Annotated in this window: 18 protein-coding genes, 6 pseudogenes and 1 riboswitch; of the genes and pseudogenes, 13 read left to right on the plus strand and 11 right to left on the minus strand. The window is 65.7% G+C overall.

Annotated features, from left to right (window positions below):
* Window positions 1–62: 62 nt before the first annotated feature.
* Window positions 63–568, minus strand: a pseudogene (locus tag PE067_RS03015) (DUF3576 domain-containing protein).
* Window positions 569–886: 318 nt separating this feature from the next.
* On the opposite strand from PE067_RS03015, the gene PE067_RS03020 reads away from it, so the two are divergent.
* Window positions 887–1,882, plus strand: a complete 996-nt coding sequence (locus PE067_RS03020; RefSeq protein WP_276187773.1) for a porin — start codon at window positions 887–889, stop codon at window positions 1,880–1,882.
* A 68-nt stretch (window positions 1,883–1,950) separates the two neighbouring features.
* A pseudogene (locus PE067_RS03025) lies at window positions 1,951–2,603 on the plus strand (YggS family pyridoxal phosphate-dependent enzyme).
* Here the strand turns inward: PE067_RS03025 and PE067_RS03030 are convergent.
* Window positions 2,594–3,142, minus strand: a complete 549-nt coding sequence (locus PE067_RS03030; protein ID WP_276187774.1) for a L,D-transpeptidase family protein — start codon at window positions 3,140–3,142, stop codon at window positions 2,594–2,596. The pseudogene PE067_RS03025 and the gene PE067_RS03030 sit on opposite strands and share 10 nt — an antisense overlap.
* Before the next feature lie 5 nt (window positions 3,143–3,147).
* Window positions 3,148–4,207: pseudogene (gene ribA, locus PE067_RS03035) on the minus strand (GTP cyclohydrolase II).
* A 156-nt stretch (window positions 4,208–4,363) separates the two neighbouring features.
* On the opposite strand from ribA, the gene PE067_RS03040 reads away from it, so the two are divergent.
* The 6 genes and pseudogenes from PE067_RS03040 to PE067_RS03065 all read left to right on the plus strand — a co-directional run bounded on the left by PE067_RS03040 (window position 4,364) and on the right by PE067_RS03065 (window position 9,492).
* The gene (locus PE067_RS03040; protein WP_276187775.1) at window positions 4,364–5,050 is read left to right on the plus strand and encodes a response regulator transcription factor; all 687 of its coding nucleotides are present in this window, start codon (window positions 4,364–4,366) and stop codon (window positions 5,048–5,050) included.
* A 93-nt stretch (window positions 5,051–5,143) separates the two neighbouring features.
* Window positions 5,144–5,893, plus strand: coding sequence for a type I methionyl aminopeptidase (map, locus tag PE067_RS03045; protein WP_276187776.1), 750 nt, complete (start codon window positions 5,144–5,146; stop codon window positions 5,891–5,893).
* Window positions 5,894–5,931: 38 nt separating this feature from the next.
* Window positions 5,932–6,131, plus strand: a riboswitch (cobalamin riboswitch).
* A 140-nt stretch (window positions 6,132–6,271) separates the two neighbouring features.
* A pseudogene (locus PE067_RS03050) lies at window positions 6,272–7,281 on the plus strand (ABC transporter substrate-binding protein).
* Window positions 7,278–8,309 carry an iron ABC transporter permease gene (locus PE067_RS03055; protein WP_276187777.1) on the plus strand — a complete coding sequence of 344 codons (1,032 nt, stop codon included), beginning with the start codon at window positions 7,278–7,280 and terminating at the stop codon, window positions 8,307–8,309. Before PE067_RS03050 ends, PE067_RS03055 begins: the two are co-directional and overlap by 4 nt.
* Complete coding sequence (locus PE067_RS03060; RefSeq protein ID WP_276187778.1) at window positions 8,306–9,079, plus strand: ABC transporter ATP-binding protein; 774 nt, start codon at window positions 8,306–8,308, stop codon at window positions 9,077–9,079. Before PE067_RS03055 ends, PE067_RS03060 begins: the two co-directional genes overlap by 4 nt.
* On the plus strand, window positions 9,076–9,492 hold the full coding sequence (locus tag PE067_RS03065; RefSeq protein ID WP_276187779.1) for a pseudoazurin: 417 nt from the start codon (window positions 9,076–9,078) through the stop codon (window positions 9,490–9,492). The genes PE067_RS03060 and PE067_RS03065 overlap by 4 nt, the downstream gene beginning before the upstream one ends.
* 3 nt (window positions 9,493–9,495) lie before the next feature.
* On the opposite strand, the gene PE067_RS03070 is transcribed toward PE067_RS03065, so the two are convergent.
* Window positions 9,496–10,086, minus strand: coding sequence for a YdeI/OmpD-associated family protein (locus PE067_RS03070; protein WP_276187780.1), 591 nt, complete (start codon window positions 10,084–10,086; stop codon window positions 9,496–9,498).
* Window positions 10,073–10,405, minus strand: a complete 333-nt coding sequence (locus PE067_RS03075) for a hypothetical protein (protein ID WP_276187781.1) — start codon at window positions 10,403–10,405, stop codon at window positions 10,073–10,075. The genes PE067_RS03070 and PE067_RS03075 overlap by 14 nt, the downstream gene beginning before the upstream one ends.
* Window positions 10,406–10,641: 236 nt before the next feature.
* On the opposite strand from PE067_RS03075, the gene PE067_RS03080 reads away from it, so the two are divergent.
* The 4 genes from PE067_RS03080 to PE067_RS03095 all read left to right on the plus strand — a co-directional run bounded on the left by PE067_RS03080 (window position 10,642) and on the right by PE067_RS03095 (window position 14,511).
* Complete coding sequence (locus tag PE067_RS03080; protein ID WP_276187782.1) at window positions 10,642–11,079, plus strand: hypothetical protein; 438 nt, start codon at window positions 10,642–10,644, stop codon at window positions 11,077–11,079.
* Window positions 11,080–11,133: 54 nt separating this feature from the next.
* Window positions 11,134–11,685: a copper chaperone PCu(A)C gene (locus PE067_RS03085; protein ID WP_276187783.1), complete on the plus strand. Its 552-nt coding sequence runs from the start codon at window positions 11,134–11,136 to the stop codon at window positions 11,683–11,685.
* An 81-nt stretch (window positions 11,686–11,766) separates the two neighbouring features.
* Entirely contained in the window at window positions 11,767–13,191 is a 1,425-nt protein-coding gene (locus PE067_RS03090; RefSeq protein WP_276187784.1) for a PepSY domain-containing protein, read from the plus strand.
* A 183-nt stretch (window positions 13,192–13,374) separates the two neighbouring features.
* Complete coding sequence (locus PE067_RS03095; RefSeq protein WP_276187785.1) at window positions 13,375–14,511, plus strand: calcium-binding protein; 1,137 nt, start codon at window positions 13,375–13,377, stop codon at window positions 14,509–14,511.
* Window positions 14,512–14,534: 23 nt separating this feature from the next.
* Here PE067_RS03095 and PE067_RS03100 read toward each other — a convergent pair whose 3' ends face one another.
* The 6 genes and pseudogenes from PE067_RS03100 to PE067_RS03125 all read right to left on the minus strand — a co-directional run bounded on the left by PE067_RS03100 (window position 14,535) and on the right by PE067_RS03125 (window position 17,523).
* Window positions 14,535–14,993 carry a hypothetical protein gene (locus tag PE067_RS03100; protein WP_276187827.1) on the minus strand — a complete coding sequence of 153 codons (459 nt, stop codon included), beginning with the start codon at window positions 14,991–14,993 and terminating at the stop codon, window positions 14,535–14,537.
* A gap of 70 nt (window positions 14,994–15,063) precedes the next feature.
* Window positions 15,064–15,420, minus strand: a pseudogene (locus PE067_RS03105) (sigma 54-interacting transcriptional regulator); the annotation flags it as partial.
* A gap of 166 nt (window positions 15,421–15,586) precedes the next feature.
* A pseudogene (locus PE067_RS03110) lies at window positions 15,587–15,874 on the minus strand (response regulator); the annotation flags it as partial.
* A complete protein-coding gene (locus PE067_RS03115; RefSeq protein WP_276187786.1) occupies window positions 15,871–16,206 on the minus strand; it encodes an ATP-binding protein in 336 nt (111 codons plus the stop codon). The pseudogene PE067_RS03110 and the gene PE067_RS03115, both read right to left, overlap by 4 nt.
* Before the next feature lie 68 nt (window positions 16,207–16,274).
* Window positions 16,275–16,943, minus strand: a complete 669-nt coding sequence (locus tag PE067_RS03120; protein WP_276187787.1) for a histidine kinase dimerization/phospho-acceptor domain-containing protein — start codon at window positions 16,941–16,943, stop codon at window positions 16,275–16,277.
* Window positions 16,944–16,977: 34 nt separating this feature from the next.
* Window positions 16,978–17,523: a hypothetical protein gene (locus PE067_RS03125; protein WP_276187788.1), complete on the minus strand. Its 546-nt coding sequence runs from the start codon at window positions 17,521–17,523 to the stop codon at window positions 16,978–16,980.
* Between the two features lie 236 nt (window positions 17,524–17,759).
* On the opposite strand from PE067_RS03125, the gene PE067_RS03130 reads away from it, so the two are divergent.
* A complete protein-coding gene (locus tag PE067_RS03130; protein ID WP_276187789.1) occupies window positions 17,760–19,127 on the plus strand; it encodes a dicarboxylate/amino acid:cation symporter in 1,368 nt (455 codons plus the stop codon).
* The last annotated feature ends 28 nt before the right edge of the window (window positions 19,128–19,155 follow it).

Here is a 19,155-nt window from a genome sequence, read left to right on the forward strand (position 1 = left end):
TTGCCCGGTGGGTTTATACGCGGCGCCTGCGCAGGTCCAGAGACCCGCGCATCGCCCGCGCCTTACATCTGGCCGTCACGCACGCGCAACTGGCGCGCGCGGGTCAGGATCGCGTCTTCGACCGCGCGGACGGTGTCGGGCGCAACCGCGCTGCCGCCCGCGCCTTGCAGCGAAACCTTCAGCGAACGGGCGTCCAGCGCCGGGTCGCTGACCTTGATCGTCGCGCGATAGGGACCGCCCGCCACCCGGCGGCGTGCCGTCAGCCGGTCACGATCAGCCCAGTAAAGAGATCGACCGTCTGCACGGGCAGAAAGTTCAGCACTTCAAGGCTGGCGTTCCACAGATAGCGGTTCACCGCGACCGTATCGTTCGGGTTCTGCCGGTTGGAAAACACGTCCCAGATGGTCGATTCCCGTTCCTGCACGGCCGCCTGTTGCTGGGCGGGCTGTCCGCCACCCGGACGCGAACTGGCCGAGCCGATGCCGCCCGACCCCGAGCCACCGCCGCCACAGGCCGAAAGCCCGGCGATCGCGATCAGGGCAAGGCCCAGCGCGGCGCGATGTTGCATGTCGTTCTTCCCCCGGAAAGTTCCTGAAATTGCCATAGCGCAATTCCCACCATTGTCACAAGGGATCACCCGCGCATCGCCCGCGCGGGTGCGCGCAACAGCCCAAAGACCGCGCATTTCCGCCGCTTTGCCAGCCGGCGCCGCGGGCGGGGGGCGGCGCTGCGACCGGGTGTGGCCCATGTGCATCACAAAAAAGTCGAAACATTTTTCAACGGGCTGATTCCGTTGCAAACAGAAAGGGGAAGGGCGACATACGATCCATACCCCAAGCCCGGGTCGCGCCGGATGGGGCACATGAGAGAGACAAGAGGGAAAACCATGAAAAAGGTTCTTTTCGCTACCAGCGCCCTGGTGATGTCGGCTGGCTTCGCCGCTGCAGAAGTCGCCGTTTCGGGCGACGGCCGTATGGGTATGATCTATGACGGCGACGACATCCAGTTCTCGAGCCGCGCTCGCGTTCTGTTCACCCTGACCGGTGAGTCGGATGCCGGCCTGTCGTTCGGCGGTAAATTCCGCGTCGACCAGGAAAACTACTCGTCCAACCCGGGCGGTCGTTCGGCAGCCAAAGGTTCGGCTGGTGAAGTCTGGATCTCGGGCGCCTACGGCAAACTGTCGATGGGTGACGTTGTCGGCGCTGCCGAAGCTGCGATCGGCGACCTGTACGAAATCGGCTACACCGATGGCGAATTCGCCAACGACATCGAAGAAATCTGGTATCTGGTCGGCGACGGCAACAACAAAGACCAGGGCCCGACCGTTCTGTACGAATACTCGATCGACAGCATCTCGTTCTACGCGTCGGCCACCGACGGTTCGAACACCGCTTGGTATTCGACCACCGGTTCGGGCGATTGGGGTGATGCTGACGCGACCGACGGTTCGGACGACGTCGCTTACTCGCTGGCAGCCAAATACGACGCCGGCAACTGGTGGGCATCGCTGGCCTACTCGAAGCATGACGACGCAGACGAGATCGCTCTGGGTGCTGAAGCCACGTTCGACCAGTTCTCGGTCAAAGGTGTCTACGCCAAATACAGCGACCTCTACGACGGCGTGTATGAGTTCGACTCGACCATCGGTCTGTCGGCGGCCTACAACATGGACGCGATCACCGTCAAAGGTTTCTGGCGCCGTGACTCGTGGGATGCGACCGTGGCTGGCGTCTCGGACGAAGACTACGACAGCTTCGGCATCGGTGCTGACTACGAACTGGGTGGCGGTGCGACCCTGGCCGGTGCGATCATCGACAGCGACTACCTGGACGGCGGCCGTGGCGACACCGTTGCTGACCTGGGTGTGAAGTTCAAATTCTGATCCCAACCGGATCACGAATTGAAAGAGCGGGCCTTGCGCCCGCTCTTTTCTTTTGGGAATCTGGGTGCATGGGACTTCTGGATATCAAACGCCGCATTGCGGATGCCGAAACCGCAGCAGGCCGCGCGCCGGGCAGCGTGACGCTGATCGCGGTCAGCAAGGTTCAACCGGCCGACCGGGTTCAGGCCGTGCTGGGGCAGGGGCAGCGGATTTTTGGCGAAAACTATGTGCAGGAAGCGGCGGGGAAATGGCCCGGCTGGCGTGCCGAATGGCCGGATGCGCAGGTCCATATGATCGGCCCGTTGCAAACCAATAAGCTGAAACTGGCGCTGGATCTGTTCGACGCCATCCACACGCTGGACCGCGCATCCTTGGCGGAAAAGCTGGCCCGGCAGGTTCAGGCGCGCGGCACCTGCCCGCAGCTTTTCGTTCAGGTGAATACAGGGGCCGAGCCGCAAAAATCCGGTGTCCTGCCCGGTGACGCCGATGCCTTCATCGCCGCATGCCGCGCGCTGGACCTGCCCCTGACCGGCCTGATGTGCATCCCGCCGGACGATGCCGACCCCGCCCGCATTTTGCGGATCTGGCGCGGATTGCGGAACGGAACGGGCTGGCTGGCCTGTCGATGGGGATGAGTTCGGATTTCGAAACCGCAATCGCCCATGGCGCGACCCATGTCCGGGTCGGCAGCGCGATTTTCGGGGCGCGCGACTATACCTGATGCGCAACCGCCGCGCGGCGCGCGGCATGGCGGGTGATACCCTGCGGCACGATCAGCCGCGTGCCCGGCGCGGCGCGTTCGGCCAGCCAATGCAGATCGGTGCGCGCCATCGCGATACAGCCCGCCGTCGGATAGCCGGGCCGCCGCCACTGATGCAGAAAGATCGCCGAGCCGCGCCCGGCCCGCGCATCGGGCCAGTTCCAGTCGGTCAGCAGCACCAGATCATACAGCGGATCGGCGCGGCGCAGGGTTTCATGGCTGGCCACATAGGGCGCGCGGACGTGGTTGTTATAGGCCGGATCGTCAGGCGCATCGCACCACAGATCGCCCGGCAAGATCGCGCGCGCCCAAGGGGCAGGGCAGGGCAGGCGGTCGGGGCGATACAGCAGACCGATGATGCGATGCAGGCCCGCAGGGGTCGCGCCGTCGCCTTCGCGCTTGCCCGCCGACACGCCGCCGCGCCCGATGGTGCAGGGCAGGGTCTGGCCAAAGGCGAACAGCCCCATGGGCACCAGCCGCAGGTCGCCCGGTCGTTGCATGATGGTCACAGCAGATGCCCCGATTTCGCGGCCTTGACGGCCAGATAGCCCTGGTTGAAGCGGTTGGTGGGCGTGATCAGCGGCACGCGCTCGGCCACTGCGATGCCGTGGCCTTCCAGCATGGCGACCTTGCGCGGGTTGTTGGTCATCAGCCGCACCGCGCCGAAACCCATGCGGCGCAGGATATCGGCGCCGATGCGGAAATCACGCTCATCATCGTTGAAGCCCAGCCGGTGGTTGGCCTCGACCGTGTCAAAGCCCTGATTTTGCAGGGCATAGGCGCGCATCTTGTTGGCCAGCCCGATGCCGCGCCCTTCCTGGTTCAGATATAGCAGCACGCCCGAGCCCTGTTCACCCATCGCCGCCAGCGCGGCATGCAGCTGCGGGCCGCAGTCGCATTTCAGGCTGCCCAGCACATCGCCCGTGAAACAGGCCGAATGCAGCCGCGCCAGCACCGGCCGGTCGCGCGGCGGATCGCCGATTTCGACGGCGTAATGTTCGGCATCGCCATTGTCGGGGCGAAAGATATGCAGCCGCGACCGTTCGGCGGCCTGCAGGGGCAGGCGGGCGGCGGCGACGGGGATCATCGCGGCCTCGGTCGCCAGTTGCGCCAGCGCGGGGCCGGGCGCAAGGCGGGTCAGTTCCGGGGGCGCATCATCCACCGGCACCATCAGCACGGCAGGCAGAAGCTGCGCCGATTTCGCAAGCGCGATGGCCGCGCGATGGGGCAGGGCATCGCCCCCGCGCGGGTTGCAGCGGCCCCTTCATCGGGGTCATCAGATCGCCCGAAGGGTCGGCAATCGCCCGCATCCAGCCCGCATCGGCATCGCCCGGCACGATGATCCGCGCCAGATCGCCGTCGTAGACCCGCGCCTTCAGCGTCTGCGCGCGCCAGTCGGTCACGGCCAGGACCGCGCCACCCATATCGCGCATGGCCTGCGCGCGGGCTGGCGAAGCGGTTTCGACAGCCGCCGCCAGCCAGCCGCCGATCAGCACCGGCAGGCCCATCCGCATGTCGGTGCGGGCGCGCGAAAGGGTCTCTGTCAGGGTCGGGATCAGGGTCATCGGGCTGGCTTACGACGGTTCGGTCCGGGGTGAAAGTTGAAACAATCTGAAACATAGCGGCGTTATCGGACAACTCCATGTGAAAATCCGACGAAGCCGCTGGACGCGGGCGCCCCGGTTTCTCAGGTTTCCGTCAACAAGCCATAGGAGGCAAGCATGGCCGGACTGAAAAAGATCCTGCTCGTTGATGACGATGACGACCTGCGCGAGGCTTTGGCCGAGCAACTGGTCGCAACCGAAGATTTCGACGTCTTTGAGGCAGGCAATGGCGCCGAGGCGGTCGAACGCGCCAAGGGGGCGATCTATGATCTGGTGATCCTGGATGTCGGCCTGCCCGACACCGACGGGCGCGAGCTGTGCAAGCGGTTGCGCAAGCAGGGCGTGAAATGCCCGATCATCATGCTGACCGGCCATGACACCGATGCCGACACCATTCTGGGTCTGGATTCGGGGGCGAATGATTACATCACCAAGCCCTTCAAGTTCCCGGTCCTGCTGGCCCGTCTGCGCGCCCAGTTGCGCACGCATGAACAGTCCGAGGACGCGATCTTTCAGCTTGGGCCCTATACGTTCAAGCCCGCGATGAAGATGCTGATCGACGCCAAGGACCGCAAGATCCGGCTGACGGAAAAGGAAACCAACATCCTGAAATTCCTGTATCGCGCAGCGGATGGCGTGGTCCAGCGCGAGGTTCTGCTGCACGAGGTCTGGGGCTATAACGCCGGTGTCACCACGCATACGCTGGAAACCCATATCTACCGCCTGCGCCAGAAGATCGAACCCGATCCCTCGAACGCGCGGCTGCTGGTCACCGAAAGCGGCGGCTATCGGCTGGTCGCCTGAGACAGGGCCGGGGGCATCCGTCCCCGGCTTTTTCCGTCGCGGGGCTGTCTGTTTCGTGGCAGATGGCGGAACAGGCACACGAAGGGCACAGCCATGACCATCACCAGACAGGAAGAACTGGACAGGCTGAAGGTCATCGGCCGGATCGTCGCGAATACCATGCAGACCATGGCCCGGTCGATCGAACCCGGCATGACGACGCGCGAATTGGACGGGATCGGCCACAAGATGCTGGAATCGCAGGGCGCCGAATCCGCGCCGCAGGCCGTTTACGGCTTTCCGGGCGCGACCTGCATCAGCGTGAATGAACAGATCGCCCATGGCATTCCGGGGGATCGCCGGATCCAGCCGGGCGATCTGGTGAATATCGACGTTTCGGCGTCCCGCGATGGCTATTTCGCCGATACCGGCGCGACGTTTCGGATTTCGCCAACTTCGCCCGTGATGGACCGGCTGTGCCGCGACGGTCGGCGCGCCATGCAGATTGGCATCGCGCAGGTCGGCAGCGGCAGGCCCCTGGCCGGGATCGGCAATGCCATCGGGCGTTTTGCCGATGCGCGCGGCTATACGCTGATCCGCAACCTTGCCAGCCACGGCACCGGCCGCGCCCTGCACGAGGAACCGACCGAGATCGCGACATGGCCGACGCGCGGCGACCGGCGCCGCATCGGCAAGGGGCTGGTCCTGACGGTCGAGCCCTTCCTGTCGACGGGCGGCCATTTCGCGACCGAGGGCAATGACGGCTGGACGCTGTATAGCGAACCGCCCGCCGCCGTCGTCCAGTATGAACATACCGTTGTCGCGACCGACCGGGGCGCGATCATTGTCACGCGACCGGGCTGACCGCCACTTTCGCGCCACTTGCGGACGTCCCGACCAGCGGCTAAGGGTTCCCCGTCGGTTTCCGCAAGGAATTGAAAGGAGATCCGTCACGGGCAGCCGCCCGTGAACCGGAACTGCCCCCGCAACTGTAGGCGGCTGGGTTTTTGCAGCAGGCCACTGTGACCGGCAAGGTCATGGGAAGGCAGCAAGAACCCGCGATCCGTCAGTCAGGAGACCTGCCGGCACATGAAACTTTGCAACCTGGGCGGGGCGTCCGGGAAGGTGTCGGATGAAGCATTTGCATGGCCTTTCACGGCTGATCTGCCTGTCTTCGGTCGATTGTGACCGGACCCTTTCCCGATCTTCGGTCCGCGGTCGCGTCTTGAACCGGAGATACGCATGTTTCGCATATCCCTGATCGCGGCATCGACCGCGACCCTTGTCGCCTTGCCCGTATCGGCGCAAACCACCTATCCCCTGACCCTGTCCGAATTGCGGCGTCGATGTCCGTTTCGACAGGGCGCCCGGCTCGGTCGTGACGGTCGGTCAGGCCGCGACCGAGGTGCTGTATTCGCTGGATCTGGCCGACAAGGTCACCGGCACCTCTGTCTGGTTCACCGAGGTTCTGCCCGAATACAAACCCGCCAATGACGCCATCGAGCGGCTGGCCGACAATGATCCCAGCTTTGAAAGCGTGGTGTCCAAGCGCCCGGAACTGGTCGCGATCCAGTATGAATGGCATGTCGGCCCGCAGGGCATCGTCGCCACCCGCGAACAGTTTTCCGATGTCGGCATCCCGACCTATATCCTGCCCGCCGATTGCGTGGGCAAGGACAATACGGTGGGTTCCGACGGCACCCGGACCGCGATGTTCACGATGGATTCGATCTATCAGGGCGTCCTGGAACTGAGGCCAGATCTTTGACGTGGCCGACCGTGGCAAGGCGCTGGTCGCCGACCTGAAATCGCGCGAGGCGGCGGCGATCAGATCGGCGCAGGCGCTGGATCTGCAGGATGTTTCGGCGGTGTTCTGGTTCTCGTCTGCGGAAATGGACATCGACCCCTATGTCGCCGGTCGCAAGGGCCCGCCCGCCTATATGATGAATGCGTTGGGGCTGAAGAACATCATCGAAAGCGATGAGGAATGGCCGGTGGTGAGCTGGGAAACCATTGCCCGCGCCAATCCTTCGGTGATCGTCATCGCCCGGATGGACCGCCGCCGGTTCGAGGCGGATAATTATGAAAAGAAACTGGAATTTCTGAAAACAGACCCGGTCGCGCGTGAAATGGAGGCGGTGAAAAGCGACCGTATCGTGATTCTGGATGCCCATTCCATGGATCCCTCGATCCGCAATATCGCGGCACTGGAAACGCTGGCGGCGGCGCTGCCGGAATTCGACCTGAAATGAGCGGGGCGACGGCCAGCCTGCGCGCGCTTGCCGCCGTTTCGGCGGGCGGGCTGGCCGTGCTGATGCTGGCCGTCATGGCCGGCATCGTCATCGGAGAGGCGCCCCTGCCGCTGTCCGCCGTGCTTGAAGTGTTGTCGGTCAGGCTGTTTGGCGCGGATACCCTGCTGGACCCGATCGACGCGGGCATCATCTGGAACTATCGCCTGCCCCGCACGCTGGTCGCGGCATCCTGCGGTGCGGCGCTGTCGCTGTCGGGGCTGGTGCTGCAATCGCTGGTGCGCAATGCGCTGGCCGATCCCTATCTGCTGGGGGTGTCGGCGGGGGCCTCGACCGGCGCCGTTGCCGTGACGATTCTGGGCGTCGGCGGCGAGCTGATCGAGCATTTCCGCCGGTGCCTCTGCCGGTGCGGCGCTGGCCTTTCTGATCGTCGCGCTGCTGGCGCGCGCGGCGGGCGGCGGGGCGGCGCAGATGGTGCTGGCGGGCATCGCCGGGTCGCAGCTTTTCAACGCGCTGACGTCCTTTTCATCGCGAAATCCGCCAATGCCGAACAGGCGCGGGGCATCATGTTCTGGCTGTTGGGCAACCTGTCGGGGGTGCGCTGGCCCGATGTGACGCTGGCCGTGCCCATTGCGGTCCTGGGTTTTGCGGCCTGTCTGATCCATGCCCGCGCGCTGGATGCCTTTTCCTTCGGCACGGAATCCGCAGCGTCTCTTGGGGTGCCGGTGCGTCGGGTGCAACTGGTCCTGATCGGGGCGGTGACGCTGATGGCCGCCGTCATGGTCAGTCTGGTCGGCGCCATCGGTTTCGTCGGGCTGGTTATCCCCCATGCCATGCGCTTTGTCGTCGGCGTGCGCCATTTCCGCCTGATCCCGGCCACCGCGCTGGCCGGGGCGGTGTTTCTGATCGCCGCCGATATCGTGTCGCGGATGCTGATCGCGGGGCAGGTCGTGCCCATCGGCGTCGTGACCGCGCTGGTCGGCGCGCCGGGCTTTGCCATCATCCTGATCCGCAACAGGGCGCGCGCATGAAGCTGGTGGCGCAGGGTCTGGGCTGGAAAGCGGCAGGGCGGGCAATCGTTCAGGGCGTCGATCTGGATCTGGTGCCGGGGGAAACCTTTGGCCTGATCGGGCCGAATGGTTCCGGCAAATCGACGTTGCTGCGGCTGATCGCGGGGCTGCTGCCGCGCGCGCAGGGGCAGGTCTGGCTGGACGGCACACCCCTGCACCGCATGCCGCGCCGCGAGATCGCGCGGCGGATCGCGCTGGTGTCGCAGCATGCCGATACGACCGAGACCCTGACCGTGCGCGATGCGGTCGAACTGGGCCGCACGCCGTGGCTGTCGGCCTTTTCGCCCTTTTCCGATCTGGATCGCCAGATCGTCGATGATGCGCTGGACGCGGTCGAGATGCGGCATCTGGCCGGGCAGGGCTGGCCCTCGCTGTCGGGGGGCGAACGCCAGCGCGTCCAGATCGCCCGCGCCCTCGCGCAGCGCCCGCGTCTGCTGATTCTGGACGAGCCGACGAACCATCTGGACATCCACCATCAGCTTGCGCTGCTGCGTCTGGTCGCGGGGCTGGACATGACGGTGGTGATGGCGCTGCACGATCTGAATCAGGCCATGGGCTGCGACCGCGTCGGCGTGATGCAAGGGGGCCGCATGGTCGCCTGCGGGCGTCCTGCGGATGTGATTTCAACCGCGCTTTTGTCCGAAACCTTCCGCGTCGGCGCGCGGATCCTGACCGATCCCGCCGACGACAGCCTGCTTTACCGTTTCCATATGCTGGAGAATGACGGATGAAACCGATCCCCCTTGCCCTAGCCGCCCTGTTCGCCCTGCCTGCATGGGCCGAGGTGCACGAGGTCAGGATGCTGAACCGCAACGATCAGGGCCCGATGATCTACGAACCGCAATTCCTGCGCATCGCGCCGGGCGATTCCGTGCGTTTCCTGCCGACGCAGCCCGGCCATAATGCCGCGACCATCGACGAGATGCTGCCTGAAGGGGCCGCGCCCTTTCGCAGCAAGATCAATCAGGAATTCGGGGTGGCATTCGACATTCCCGGCACCTATGGCATCAAATGTTCGCCCCATTACGCGATGGGCATGGTGATGGTCGTGCAGGTCGGCGACGATGCGGTTGCCACGATCCCCGAGGGGTTGCCGAAACGCGCAGCGGATCGGTTCCAGTCGATTGTCGAAGGCGTCGAATAGGGTCTAGCGGTCCTGCATCCCCTTGCCCTGCAGGATTTTCGGCGCGGCCCTGTCGATCCGCGATTGCCGCGTCGCGGATTGTTTCGCGCCCGAAAAATGCAGCACCCAACCCCGGCGCCGTCCCGGCGTCAGGCCGTTAAAGGCGGCGGAAAATTCGGGGTCGGCGTCGATGCGGTCGGTCAGTTCCTGCGGGTAATCCAGATCATCGTGGGGCAGGTCGATGCGGATCGCGGCCTTGTCCATCGCCTCGGCCAGATAGGCGCGCAGCGTGGGCGCCAGCGCGTCGATGCGGCCGGTGTCGGTAAAATTCACCACGCGCGACGTGCGCGAATTGGCGCCCGGCACCGTCAGGATGCCTTGCGGGTCGTCTAGCAGCACGCCCTTGAAAAAGCCGATGGCGGCGCGGTCGGAAAAGCCCCAGATGATCGCGACATTATGGCCGTCATGGGTATAGACGGGCGGATGCCATTTCCATTCCTCGACCAGGCCCGCGCTTTTGGCGATGGCGCGCAGGGCCAGAATTTCGGCGTGCCAGCGGCCGGGTTTCGTGAAATGGGCCTCGATCAGCTCTTGCATGGCGCTAGCGTAGCGCAAGATCGCCCTGTGGATCCAGCGCCTTCAGCCAGATGGTGGCGCGCAGGCCGGTGGCGGCGATGACGGTCGTCTGCAACTGCCCGGCCAGCGCGCGCAATGTTTCGGGCGTCAGGGACTCTTTTGGCGGATAGGTCAGTTCCAGACAGCATTCCGCCTGCCCCGCCAGACCGATAACCGGCAGCACGCTCAGCTGGCAGGCCCCCGGTGGTTCGGAAAGGGCGCGGCACAGGATGGCGCGCAGGTCCTGCAGCAGATCCGCCAGACCGTCGCGCTGGCGCGGCAGGTGCCGGTCGTCAAGATACAGCTTGAGATGCGGCATGGCCCCCCGGCAGGAAAAAGCGGCGACAAAAGATCCTGTCGTCCCCACTATCCGCCGTTTCCGCCGCCGCGCCTAGAGGGACATCTCGCGCCCGCCCCGTTGAACTGCCCCGTGGCACTCTGGCCGACGATACCCGCGATATCCTGCCGGGACGCGGCTTTGGCGTTTTGCAGCATTGGCAGGCGCGGGGGCTTACGCTATCCATGCGTTGCCGGATCATGTCGAAAGCCCCCGCCTTGTCGCAGCCAGGGACCAGAAGGATCGCCCTTGCCCCGCTGGCCTTGCGCCGGATCGGGGTGCTGCTGCTGGCGCTGCCCTTTGTCATGCTGTCGCTGCTGGCGCAGGGAACGATGGTCGTCCGGGCCGAGGGGCCGCAAAGCTTCATGATGGTGCTGTGCGGCGATCATGACCCGGTGGCGATGGTCATTGATGATGACGGCCATGTCATCCCCGCCGATGAATATGCCGCGCCGGGCGATGCGCCGGTTCCGGCCAGTGACAAGCAGCCCTGCGATTGGGCGGTTCTGGGTCAGCCCGCGCTGGCCGATCTGGGCGATGCGTTGCCCTTGCCCTTTGCCAGCGCGCGGCGTGCCGATCTGGTGGCCGCGCTGCCCGCGCAGATCCTGCGGGCCGAGGTTCTGACCCCTGCGGCGCGGGGCCCGCCGCAAGCCTGATGTCATCCGCGTCCCGATGGGCGCGAAAACCATATCCGACATCAGGAAAATCACATGAAAATCATTGCTATGAAGCGCCGCATCGCGGCTGCGATCCTGCTGGCGCCCACGCTTGCGCTGGCGTCCCTTGCCCAGGGCCATGACGGCCATGCCGCCCCCCATGCCGCCTTGGAAAGCGCCGGGGTGACTTTGGGCGATCTGACCCTGTCCCATGCCTTTACCCGCGCCATGCCGCCCAATGCCCCGGTGGCGGGCGGCTTTCTGACCGTCGCCAATGGCGGGGCGCAGGACGACCGGCTGGTCGCCGCCCGCTCGGATCTTGCGGCAGAGGTGCAGATCCATGAAATGACCATGAACGGCAGCGTCATGAAGATGCGCGAACTGCCCGAGGGCCTGCCCATCCCCGCCGGTCAGACGGTCGAGCTGAAGCCGGGCGGCTATCACCTGATGTTCATCGGCGTGACCCGGCCCTTTGCCGAAGGCCAGACCATCCCCCTGACCCTGTCCTTTGAACAGGCCGGGGAGGTCGCGTTGCAGGTTCCCGTTGGCCCGATGAACGCCCGTTCCGGCGGTCAGATCGACGCCGGTGGTCACTCGGGCCACTAGGCCGGCCCTTGGCTTTCACATTGCCGGGCCGCCGCGACGCGGCCCCATCCGCACAGGCGGATGCGCAGGAAAGAACTGGATATGACGATGAACACGAATGGCGGCCCGGCCCGCCCGGTAAACCGCCCCGATCAAACCCGCGCCGACCAAACCCACCCCGGCCAAACCCGCGCCTCTGGTGCAGGCGATCTGTATCGCGCGGTCTGGCGCTGGCATTTCTATGCGGGGCTGCTGGTCCTGCCCTTCATGATCACGCTGGCGATTTCCGGGTCGCTGTATCTGTATCGCGCCGATATCGACCGCTGGTGGCATGCCGATCTGCTGACCGTCCCGGCGCAGGACAGCGCGCCCCTGCGGCCGACCGCGCTGGTCGCCTCGGCGCTGGATGCGGTGCCGGGGATCGCGGTGAAATATACCGATCCGCCGTTTGCGGATGCCTCGGCCGAGATCACGGTCGCGACCGAGGCCGGGCGGATGGCGGTATATGTCAACCCCTTCAACGGGCTGGTTCTGGGCGCGATGCCCGATCGCACGACGCTGATGTGGACGGTGCGCAAGCTGCACAGCTTCAAGTATTTCGGGCCCTATGCGCGGTATCTGATCGAAATAGCCGCTGGCTGGTCGGTGCTGCTGGTGCTGACCGGGATCTATCTGTGGTGGCCGCGCGGGCAGCGTGGCGGCGTCGTGTCCATTCGCGGGACGGCCGCGCGGCGGGTGTTCTGGCGCGATACCCATGCGGTGACCGGGATTTTCGTCGGCGGCTTCATCGTCTTTCTGGCGGTGACCGGCATGCCCTGGTCCGGTGTCTGGGGCGCCAAGGTCAATGAATGGGCCAATGGCAACAACTTCGGCTATCCCGACGGGGTGCGGGTGAATGTGCCGATGCCGCAGCAGCGGCTGGACGGCATCGCGAAAACCTCGTGGACGCTGGAACAGGCGCGCATCCCCGAAACCCCGCGCATCCCCGATGCCGCAGCCCCCGCGACGCTGGATCAGGCCGTGGCGCGGATCGAGACGCTTGGCCTGCATCCGGGTTACAGCGTGGCGCTGCCGACCTCGGCCAGCGGGGTCTATTCCGCTTCGGTCTATCCGGATGATCTGGCCCGGCAACGTGTCGTCCATCTGGATCAATATACGGTGCAGCCGCTGCTGGACATGAGCTATGGCGATTACGGCCCGATGGGGCGCGCGCTGGAATGGGGGATCAACACCCATATGGGCCAGACCTATGGCATGGCGAACCGGCTGGTGCTGACGGTGGCCTGCGCGGCGATTGTCCTGCTGGCGGTATCGGCGGCGGTGATGTGGTGGAAAAGACGGCCCCATGGGGCGTTGGGCGTGCCGCCGCTGCCTGCGGATGCGCGGGTGTTTCGCGGGCTGATCGCCATTCTGGCGATCGGTGGCATCGTCTTTCCGCTGGTGGGCGCAAGCCTGCTGGTCATGCTGGCGCTGGACTGGCTGCAGCGCCGCATGTCGCGCGGCAGCCGCATGGCGCCGCTGGTTTAGGGACCGGAACGCAGCGGGGCGCCGGCAGCGTCCCGCTGCGTTCCATGCGACCGATGTCGGATGACGCAACGGATGCCCCTGCGGCCGGTTTGCCATCGCGGCCAAACTGTTGCAGCCTTTGCGCGCAGGAACACGGATTTCCCACAGCGCCCGCAGGATTTTTCAGGAACAAGGACCTTTCCGATGCCCACATTCACCGGCACTTCTGGCAACGACACCCTGACCGGCACGATCAATCAGGATACGCTGATCGGCGGCGGCGGTGACGATCTGATGATCGGTCATGCGGGCGACGATTATTTCCGCGAGACGCATAATGGCCGCGAGGCCACCGGAAACTCCACCATGCGCGGCGGAGCGGGCAATGACCGGATCACCGTTTCATGGGCCGAGGCATGGATCGAGGCGCAGGGCGGTGCGGGCGCCGATTACATCAGCATCGGTTTCGAACCCGAGGCGGCGGGCAGCGCGGCATTGGGGCTGATCCATGGCGGCGCGGGCAATGACACGATCATCGCCTCGGTCCGCAGCAGCAGCTCGGCCGAAGCGCAGGGCAAGGGCATCGTGATCCAGGGCGGTCTGGGCAATGACAGCATCACCGGAACCCGCCTTGCCGATACGATCAACGGAGGTCTGGGCGTCGACACGATGAGCGGCGGCCTGGGAAATGACGTCTATCATGTCACCGCGGGCGATATCGTCACCGAACAAGAGGGCGGCGGCATCGACACGGTGCGCACGGATGTCAGCTTCCGTCTGGCCGCGAATGTCGAAAACATGGTGATGACCGGCAGCGCGCATATCACCGCGCAGGGCAATACCGCCGGCAATCTGATGCAGGGCAATGGCGGCAACAACCTGATCGAAGGCATGGGGGGTGTGGACCGGCTGTTCGGCCACGGCGGCCATGACACGCTGAACGGCGGGGCCGGTGCCGACACGCTGGACGGTGGCGCGGGCAATGACGCGCTGATCGGCGGCGCGGGCAGCGATGTGCTGGTCGGGGGGCTTGGCGCCGATGTCTTTGTCTTTGGCGCCACCGCCCATATCGGGATCGGCGCGGCGCGCGATGTGATCGCGGATTTCCAGCACGGGATCGACCGCATCGACCTGTCCCAGATCGACGCCAATATCAACGCTGCGGGCAATCAGGCCTTTGGCTGGTCGGGCAATCGCGCCGCCGCCCATTCGGTCTGGCAGACCGGGGATGGTGCGGGCAACACCTTGCTGCGCGGCGATGTCGATGGCGACGGGGTGCAGGATTTCGCGCTGGAGCTTGGCAATATGCGCGATCTGACCGCCAGCGACCTGATCCTGTAGCGCCGCCCGTCAGCCGCCGCCTTTCAATTCGGGCGAAAATCCCTGGGGCGGATGCCGTGGCGGGCCAGCTTGTCATAGAAGGTCTTGCGCGGCAGGCGCAGCCCCGCCATCGCGCGGCTGGCGTTTCCGCCCGTCAGCCGCAGCGATCTGCGCAGGATTTCAGCCTCATAGCTGGCGACCATTTCGGTAAATCCGGGGTCGCCGGTCTGGCCTCCCATCGCGAATGCCGACACGCCCGAGGCGATGCCTTCGGCAAACTGGCGCAATTCGCGCAGGTTGCCGGGCCAGTCGTGGCTTTGCAGCCGCGCCAGCGTCAGGGCGGTCAGCGCGGGCACGGGCAGGTCGTGGCGGCGGCTGGCCTCGATCAGGAAATGGCGAAACAGCCGGGGAATATCGCCGCGCCGCGCCGCCAGCGCCGGCACATGCAGCGTCACGCCAGACGGGCGGTGAAACAGATCGGCGCGAAAATCGCCCTGCGCCACCAGCCGGGACAGGTCGCTGCGGCTGAGCGGCCAGGATGCGCAGATCGACCGCGCGCGGCGCGGCGGCGCCCTGCGACAGCACCTGACCGGATTCGATGATCGACAGCAGACGCGCCTGCAGGGGCAGCGGCAGCGCGTCGATTTCATCCAGAAACAGCGTCCCGCGATGGGATTTTTCGACCTGACCGATCAGCCGGGCATGGCGCGGCGCGCCGGGCTGGCCCGCCCCTGCGCCCAGCAGGTCCAGTTCAAAGCGGTCGGGGTCCAGCGTGCCGCAGGCGATCTGGACAAAGCTGCGCGCGCGGCGGCGGCTTTGCTGGTGAATGGCGCGGGCGACGGTTTCCTTGCCCGACCCGCCCGGCCCCTGGATCAGCGCATCGACCGCGCTTTCCGCAAGCCGGTCGACCGCGTCGCGCAGATGGCGCATCACCGGGCTGTCGCGATCGGCGGAAACCGGCGCCCACACGGGCCGCGATACCCTGCCGCAGCTTGCGGTTTTCCATCACCAGCGCCCGCGTGGCCGAGGCGCGGCGCAAGGCCGCCGTCAGCGCGTCCAGCCCCACCGGCTTGGTCAGGAAATCGCAGGCCCCGGCCTTCAGCGCGGCGACCGCCATATCGACATCGCCATGGCCGGTCAGCAGGATCACAGGCAGATCTTCGTCCATGTCATGGATGCGGCGGAACAGCTCCAGCCCGTCCATCCCCGGCATCCGCACATCGCTGAGGATCACGCCCGGAAAATCCGCCGTCAGCCCGGCCAGCGCGTCCTGCGCGCGCGAAAACGGTTCGGGCGTGAAACCGGCGATGCGCAGGGCCTGTTCCTGCGCGGCCAGCAGATCGGCATCGTCATCGACAAGCCGGACGATAGAATGATCAGTCATGCGGCGGCCTGCAATATGACGCGAAAGGTGGCGCCGCGACCCGGTTCGGGCGGATCGGCCAACAGATCGCCGCCGAAATCGCGGGCGATGCCCTGCGCGATGACAAGGCCCAGACCCAGCCCGTCGGCCTTGCTGGTGGAAAAGGGGATGAACAGGTTTTCCCATGCCTGCGGCGTCAGGCCGGGGCCGTTGTCCGTGACCGAAAGCTCGATCCGGTCACCTCTCCGCTGCACGCTGATGCGGATTTCAGGGTCGGGATGGCCCGCCAGCACCTCTTGCGCGTTCTGGATCAGGTTGACCAGAACCTGTTCCAGCCGCACCGCTTCGGCCACGGCGCGCAGATCGGGGTCGAAGGGATCGCGGATCAGCCGCGCGCTCTCGGCCCGGCGGCGGCTGGCGGTCAGCGGCCACCGAGGCCCTCGATCACATCCATCAGGCGCACGGGTTCCAGCCTGCCGGTCGCCTTGCGGGAAAAGCTGCGCAATTCGGTGGTGATCTGGGAAATCCGCCCGGTCATCTGGACGATCCGCCCCAGATTGCCGCGCAGGTCATCGGACGCCGCCGCAGGCAGCATCGCGGCGGCGTTTTCGGCCAGCAGACGGATCGTCGCCGGGGGCTGGTTCACCTCATGCGCGACGCCGGCGGTGACCTGACCAAGCGTCGCCAGCTTGTTGGCCTGCACCAGATCGGCCTGCATCGCGGCCAATCGCTGTTCGGCGGCCTGACGTTCGCGCATCGCATCCGACAGATCGCGGGTGCGTTCGTCCACCGCGCGTTCCAGATCGCTGCGATAACGGGCTTCGCGGGCGGCCATTTCCTCGCGGCGGCGGCGTTGGCGGGCGATCCGGCCCAGCCACAGCGCGGCCATCACCAGCAGCGCGGCCAGCGCGATGCTGGCCAGGCCTGCGGCCAGCCGCGCCGCGTAGATCGGATAGCGCAGCACCAGCGTCCAGTTCGCGCCGGGAACGGGTTCCGTGATGGCAAGATGGCGGGCGGCCAGCGGCGGCAGCGGCCTGAACCGCGCGGCATCCATGTCGGACAGCACCACCTGACCATCCGGGCCGGTCACATAGGTCGTATCCGCCGAACGCGCCCAGGATGCGTCATCCGCGTCGAATTCGACCTTGACGCGACCACCCCGATCGGCCCCGAGGCATCATCGACCCCGGCTGGACGAGATACAGCCCCGGCCGATGGCCGACGCCAGCGCATATTGCACGCGCCTTTCCGGTCTGCAACGCATCGGCGTAATATTCGCGAAAGCTGTAATCGACGCCGACAAAGCTGACCAGCTCATCGTAATCCAGGAACCGCGACCGCCGCGCCTTGAGGTTCAGGATGCAGATCACCGCGCTTTCGGTTTCCTCGCGCAGCCGGTCCAGCTTGCGCGAGACATCGGCCAGCGCGGCGGGTGATCCCGTGGTCAGCGCCTTGCGCAGGGTGTCGTCGTCGGACAGGATCGCGGCCACCGCGCGCTGTTTCGCCAGCGTGCTTTCCAGCGCCTGAACCCGCAGCAGGGCAGAGCCGGCGGCCTGTTCGGCCAGCCTGCCGCGCACGATGCCTCCGACCGTCAGCCAGGTCGCGACCAGCAGGCAGGCGGCCGTCACCGCCGCAGAACACGCAGGCCGGAAATCGCGCCGCAACGCCATGCCACCCCTGTCGAGATCGCCCCTGAGGCCAAGCCTATCATAGCGGCGGGGTGTGTTCTCATATCCCGCACATGGTGCCGGGATCATGTTTCGATACCCGCACAAAATCCACCGCAGAAATCACAAATAATCTGCAATATCAGCAGCCTGCAGGCATGTGCCATTTTGTGTCTGATTTCGGGGCGATTGTTATTTTCCCGGCACAGCAACGTCATCAGCAGGTTTGAGGAGGCCATATGCAGATCGACATGTCCGGCACAACAGGATGCCCCACACCCCAAGCTCTTTATCGCCACCTGTATTTTCAGGTGCTGGTCGCCATCGCGACGGGGGCGTTGATTGGGCATTTCTGGCCCCAGACCGGCAGGGCGCTGAAGCCTCTGGGCGACGGTTTCATCAAGCTGGTCAAGATGATCATCTCTCCGGTCATTTTCCTGACGATCACCACCGGGCTTGCGGGCATGGGCTCGCTGAAGGGCGTGGCCTCGGTCGCGGGCAAGGCTTTCGCCTATTTCCTGTTCTTTTCCACATTCGCGCTGGTCGTCGGGCTGGTCGTCGCCAATGTCGTGCAGCCGGGCGCGGGGATGAATATCGACCCCGCGACGCTGGATAGCAGCGCGGTCGCGGGCTATACGTCCAAGGCGCATGAAACCAGCCTGATCGCATTCGTGCTGGACATCATTCCGACGACCTTCACCTCGGCCTTTGTCGATGGCAATATCCTGCAGGTCCTGTTCATCTCGATCATCTTCGGCGTGTCGCTGATCCTTGTCGGCGACAAGGCCAGGCCGGTCGTGACGATCCTGGAGGCGATCAGCGGCGTCGTGTTCCGTGCGGTCGATGTGCTGATGAAGGCCGCCCCGATCGGTGCCTTCGGGGCTTTTGCCTTTACCATCGGGAAATATGGCATCGCCTCGATCGTCAATCTGGCGGCGCTGGTGGGGACGTTCTATCTGACCTCGGCTCTGTTCATCTTTGTCGTGCTGGGGACGGTCGCGCGGCTGAACGGGTTTTCCATCCTGCGGCTGATGGCCTATCTGAAAGCCGAGCTGCTGCTGGTTCTGGGCACCTCGTCGTCGGAATCGGCGCTGCCTTCGCTGATGGAAAAGATGGAAAAGGCCGGTTGCGCCCGTCCCGTGGTCGGGCTGGTCGTGCCGACGGGCTACAGCTTCAATCTGGATGGCACCAATATCTACATGACGCTGGCCGCGCTGTTCATCGCGCAGGCGACGAATATCGACCTGTCGCTGCAACAGCAGGTGTTGCTGCTTCTGGTCGCGATGCTGTCGTCCAAGGGCGCGGCAGGCGTCACCGGCGCGGGCTTCATCACGCTGGCTGCGACGCTGTCGGTGGTGCCGACGGTGCCGGTGGCGGGGATCGCGATCATTCTGGGCGTCGACCGCTTCATGTCGGAATGCCGCTCGCTGACGAATTTCATCGGCAATGCGGTGGCCACGGTCGTCGTCAGCCGGTGGGAGGGCGCGCTGGATCGCGACCGCCTGAACGCGGCACTGGGCGGCGAGCCGCTGCCCGACGCCCCGGTGTTCGAAAAGCTGCGCGGCGCCCCTGCGGGTCTGCAACTGGGCGAAGCCAGCGCGGACTGACCACGCCGACAAGGCATGACGATGCGCC

Origin of the sequence: Paracoccus sp. DMF-8, assembly GCF_029309835.1 — a bacterium.
Lineage (GTDB): Bacteria > Pseudomonadota > Alphaproteobacteria > Rhodobacterales > Rhodobacteraceae > Paracoccus.

What these genes read in the sequence shown, in the direction of transcription:
- PE067_RS03095 (WP_276187785.1), top strand. Translation starts at nt 13,375, where the DNA reads ATGCCCACATTCACCGGCACTTCTGGCAACGACACCCTGACCGGCACG.
- PE067_RS03125 (WP_276187788.1), bottom strand. Translation starts at nt 17,523, where the DNA reads ATGGCGTTGCGGCGCGATTTCCGGCCTGCGTGTTCTGCGGCGGTGACG.
- PE067_RS03020 (WP_276187773.1), top strand. Translation starts at nt 887, where the DNA reads ATGAAAAAGGTTCTTTTCGCTACCAGCGCCCTGGTGATGTCGGCTGGC.
- PE067_RS03065 (WP_276187779.1), top strand. Translation starts at nt 9,076, where the DNA reads ATGAAACCGATCCCCCTTGCCCTAGCCGCCCTGTTCGCCCTGCCTGCA.
- map (WP_276187776.1), top strand. Translation starts at nt 5,144, where the DNA reads ATGACCATCACCAGACAGGAAGAACTGGACAGGCTGAAGGTCATCGGC.
- PE067_RS03060 (WP_276187778.1), top strand. Translation starts at nt 8,306, where the DNA reads ATGAAGCTGGTGGCGCAGGGTCTGGGCTGGAAAGCGGCAGGGCGGGCA.
- PE067_RS03075 (WP_276187781.1), bottom strand. Translation starts at nt 10,405, where the DNA reads ATGCCGCATCTCAAGCTGTATCTTGACGACCGGCACCTGCCGCGCCAG.
- PE067_RS03090 (WP_276187784.1), top strand. Translation starts at nt 11,767, where the DNA reads ATGACGATGAACACGAATGGCGGCCCGGCCCGCCCGGTAAACCGCCCC.
- PE067_RS03055 (WP_276187777.1), top strand. Translation starts at nt 7,278, where the DNA reads ATGAGCGGGGCGACGGCCAGCCTGCGCGCGCTTGCCGCCGTTTCGGCG.
- PE067_RS03040 (WP_276187775.1), top strand. Translation starts at nt 4,364, where the DNA reads ATGGCCGGACTGAAAAAGATCCTGCTCGTTGATGACGATGACGACCTG.
- PE067_RS03130 (WP_276187789.1), top strand. Translation starts at nt 17,760, where the DNA reads ATGCAGATCGACATGTCCGGCACAACAGGATGCCCCACACCCCAAGCT.
- PE067_RS03085 (WP_276187783.1), top strand. Translation starts at nt 11,134, where the DNA reads ATGAAAATCATTGCTATGAAGCGCCGCATCGCGGCTGCGATCCTGCTG.
- PE067_RS03030 (WP_276187774.1), bottom strand. Translation starts at nt 3,142, where the DNA reads ATGCAACGACCGGGCGACCTGCGGCTGGTGCCCATGGGGCTGTTCGCC.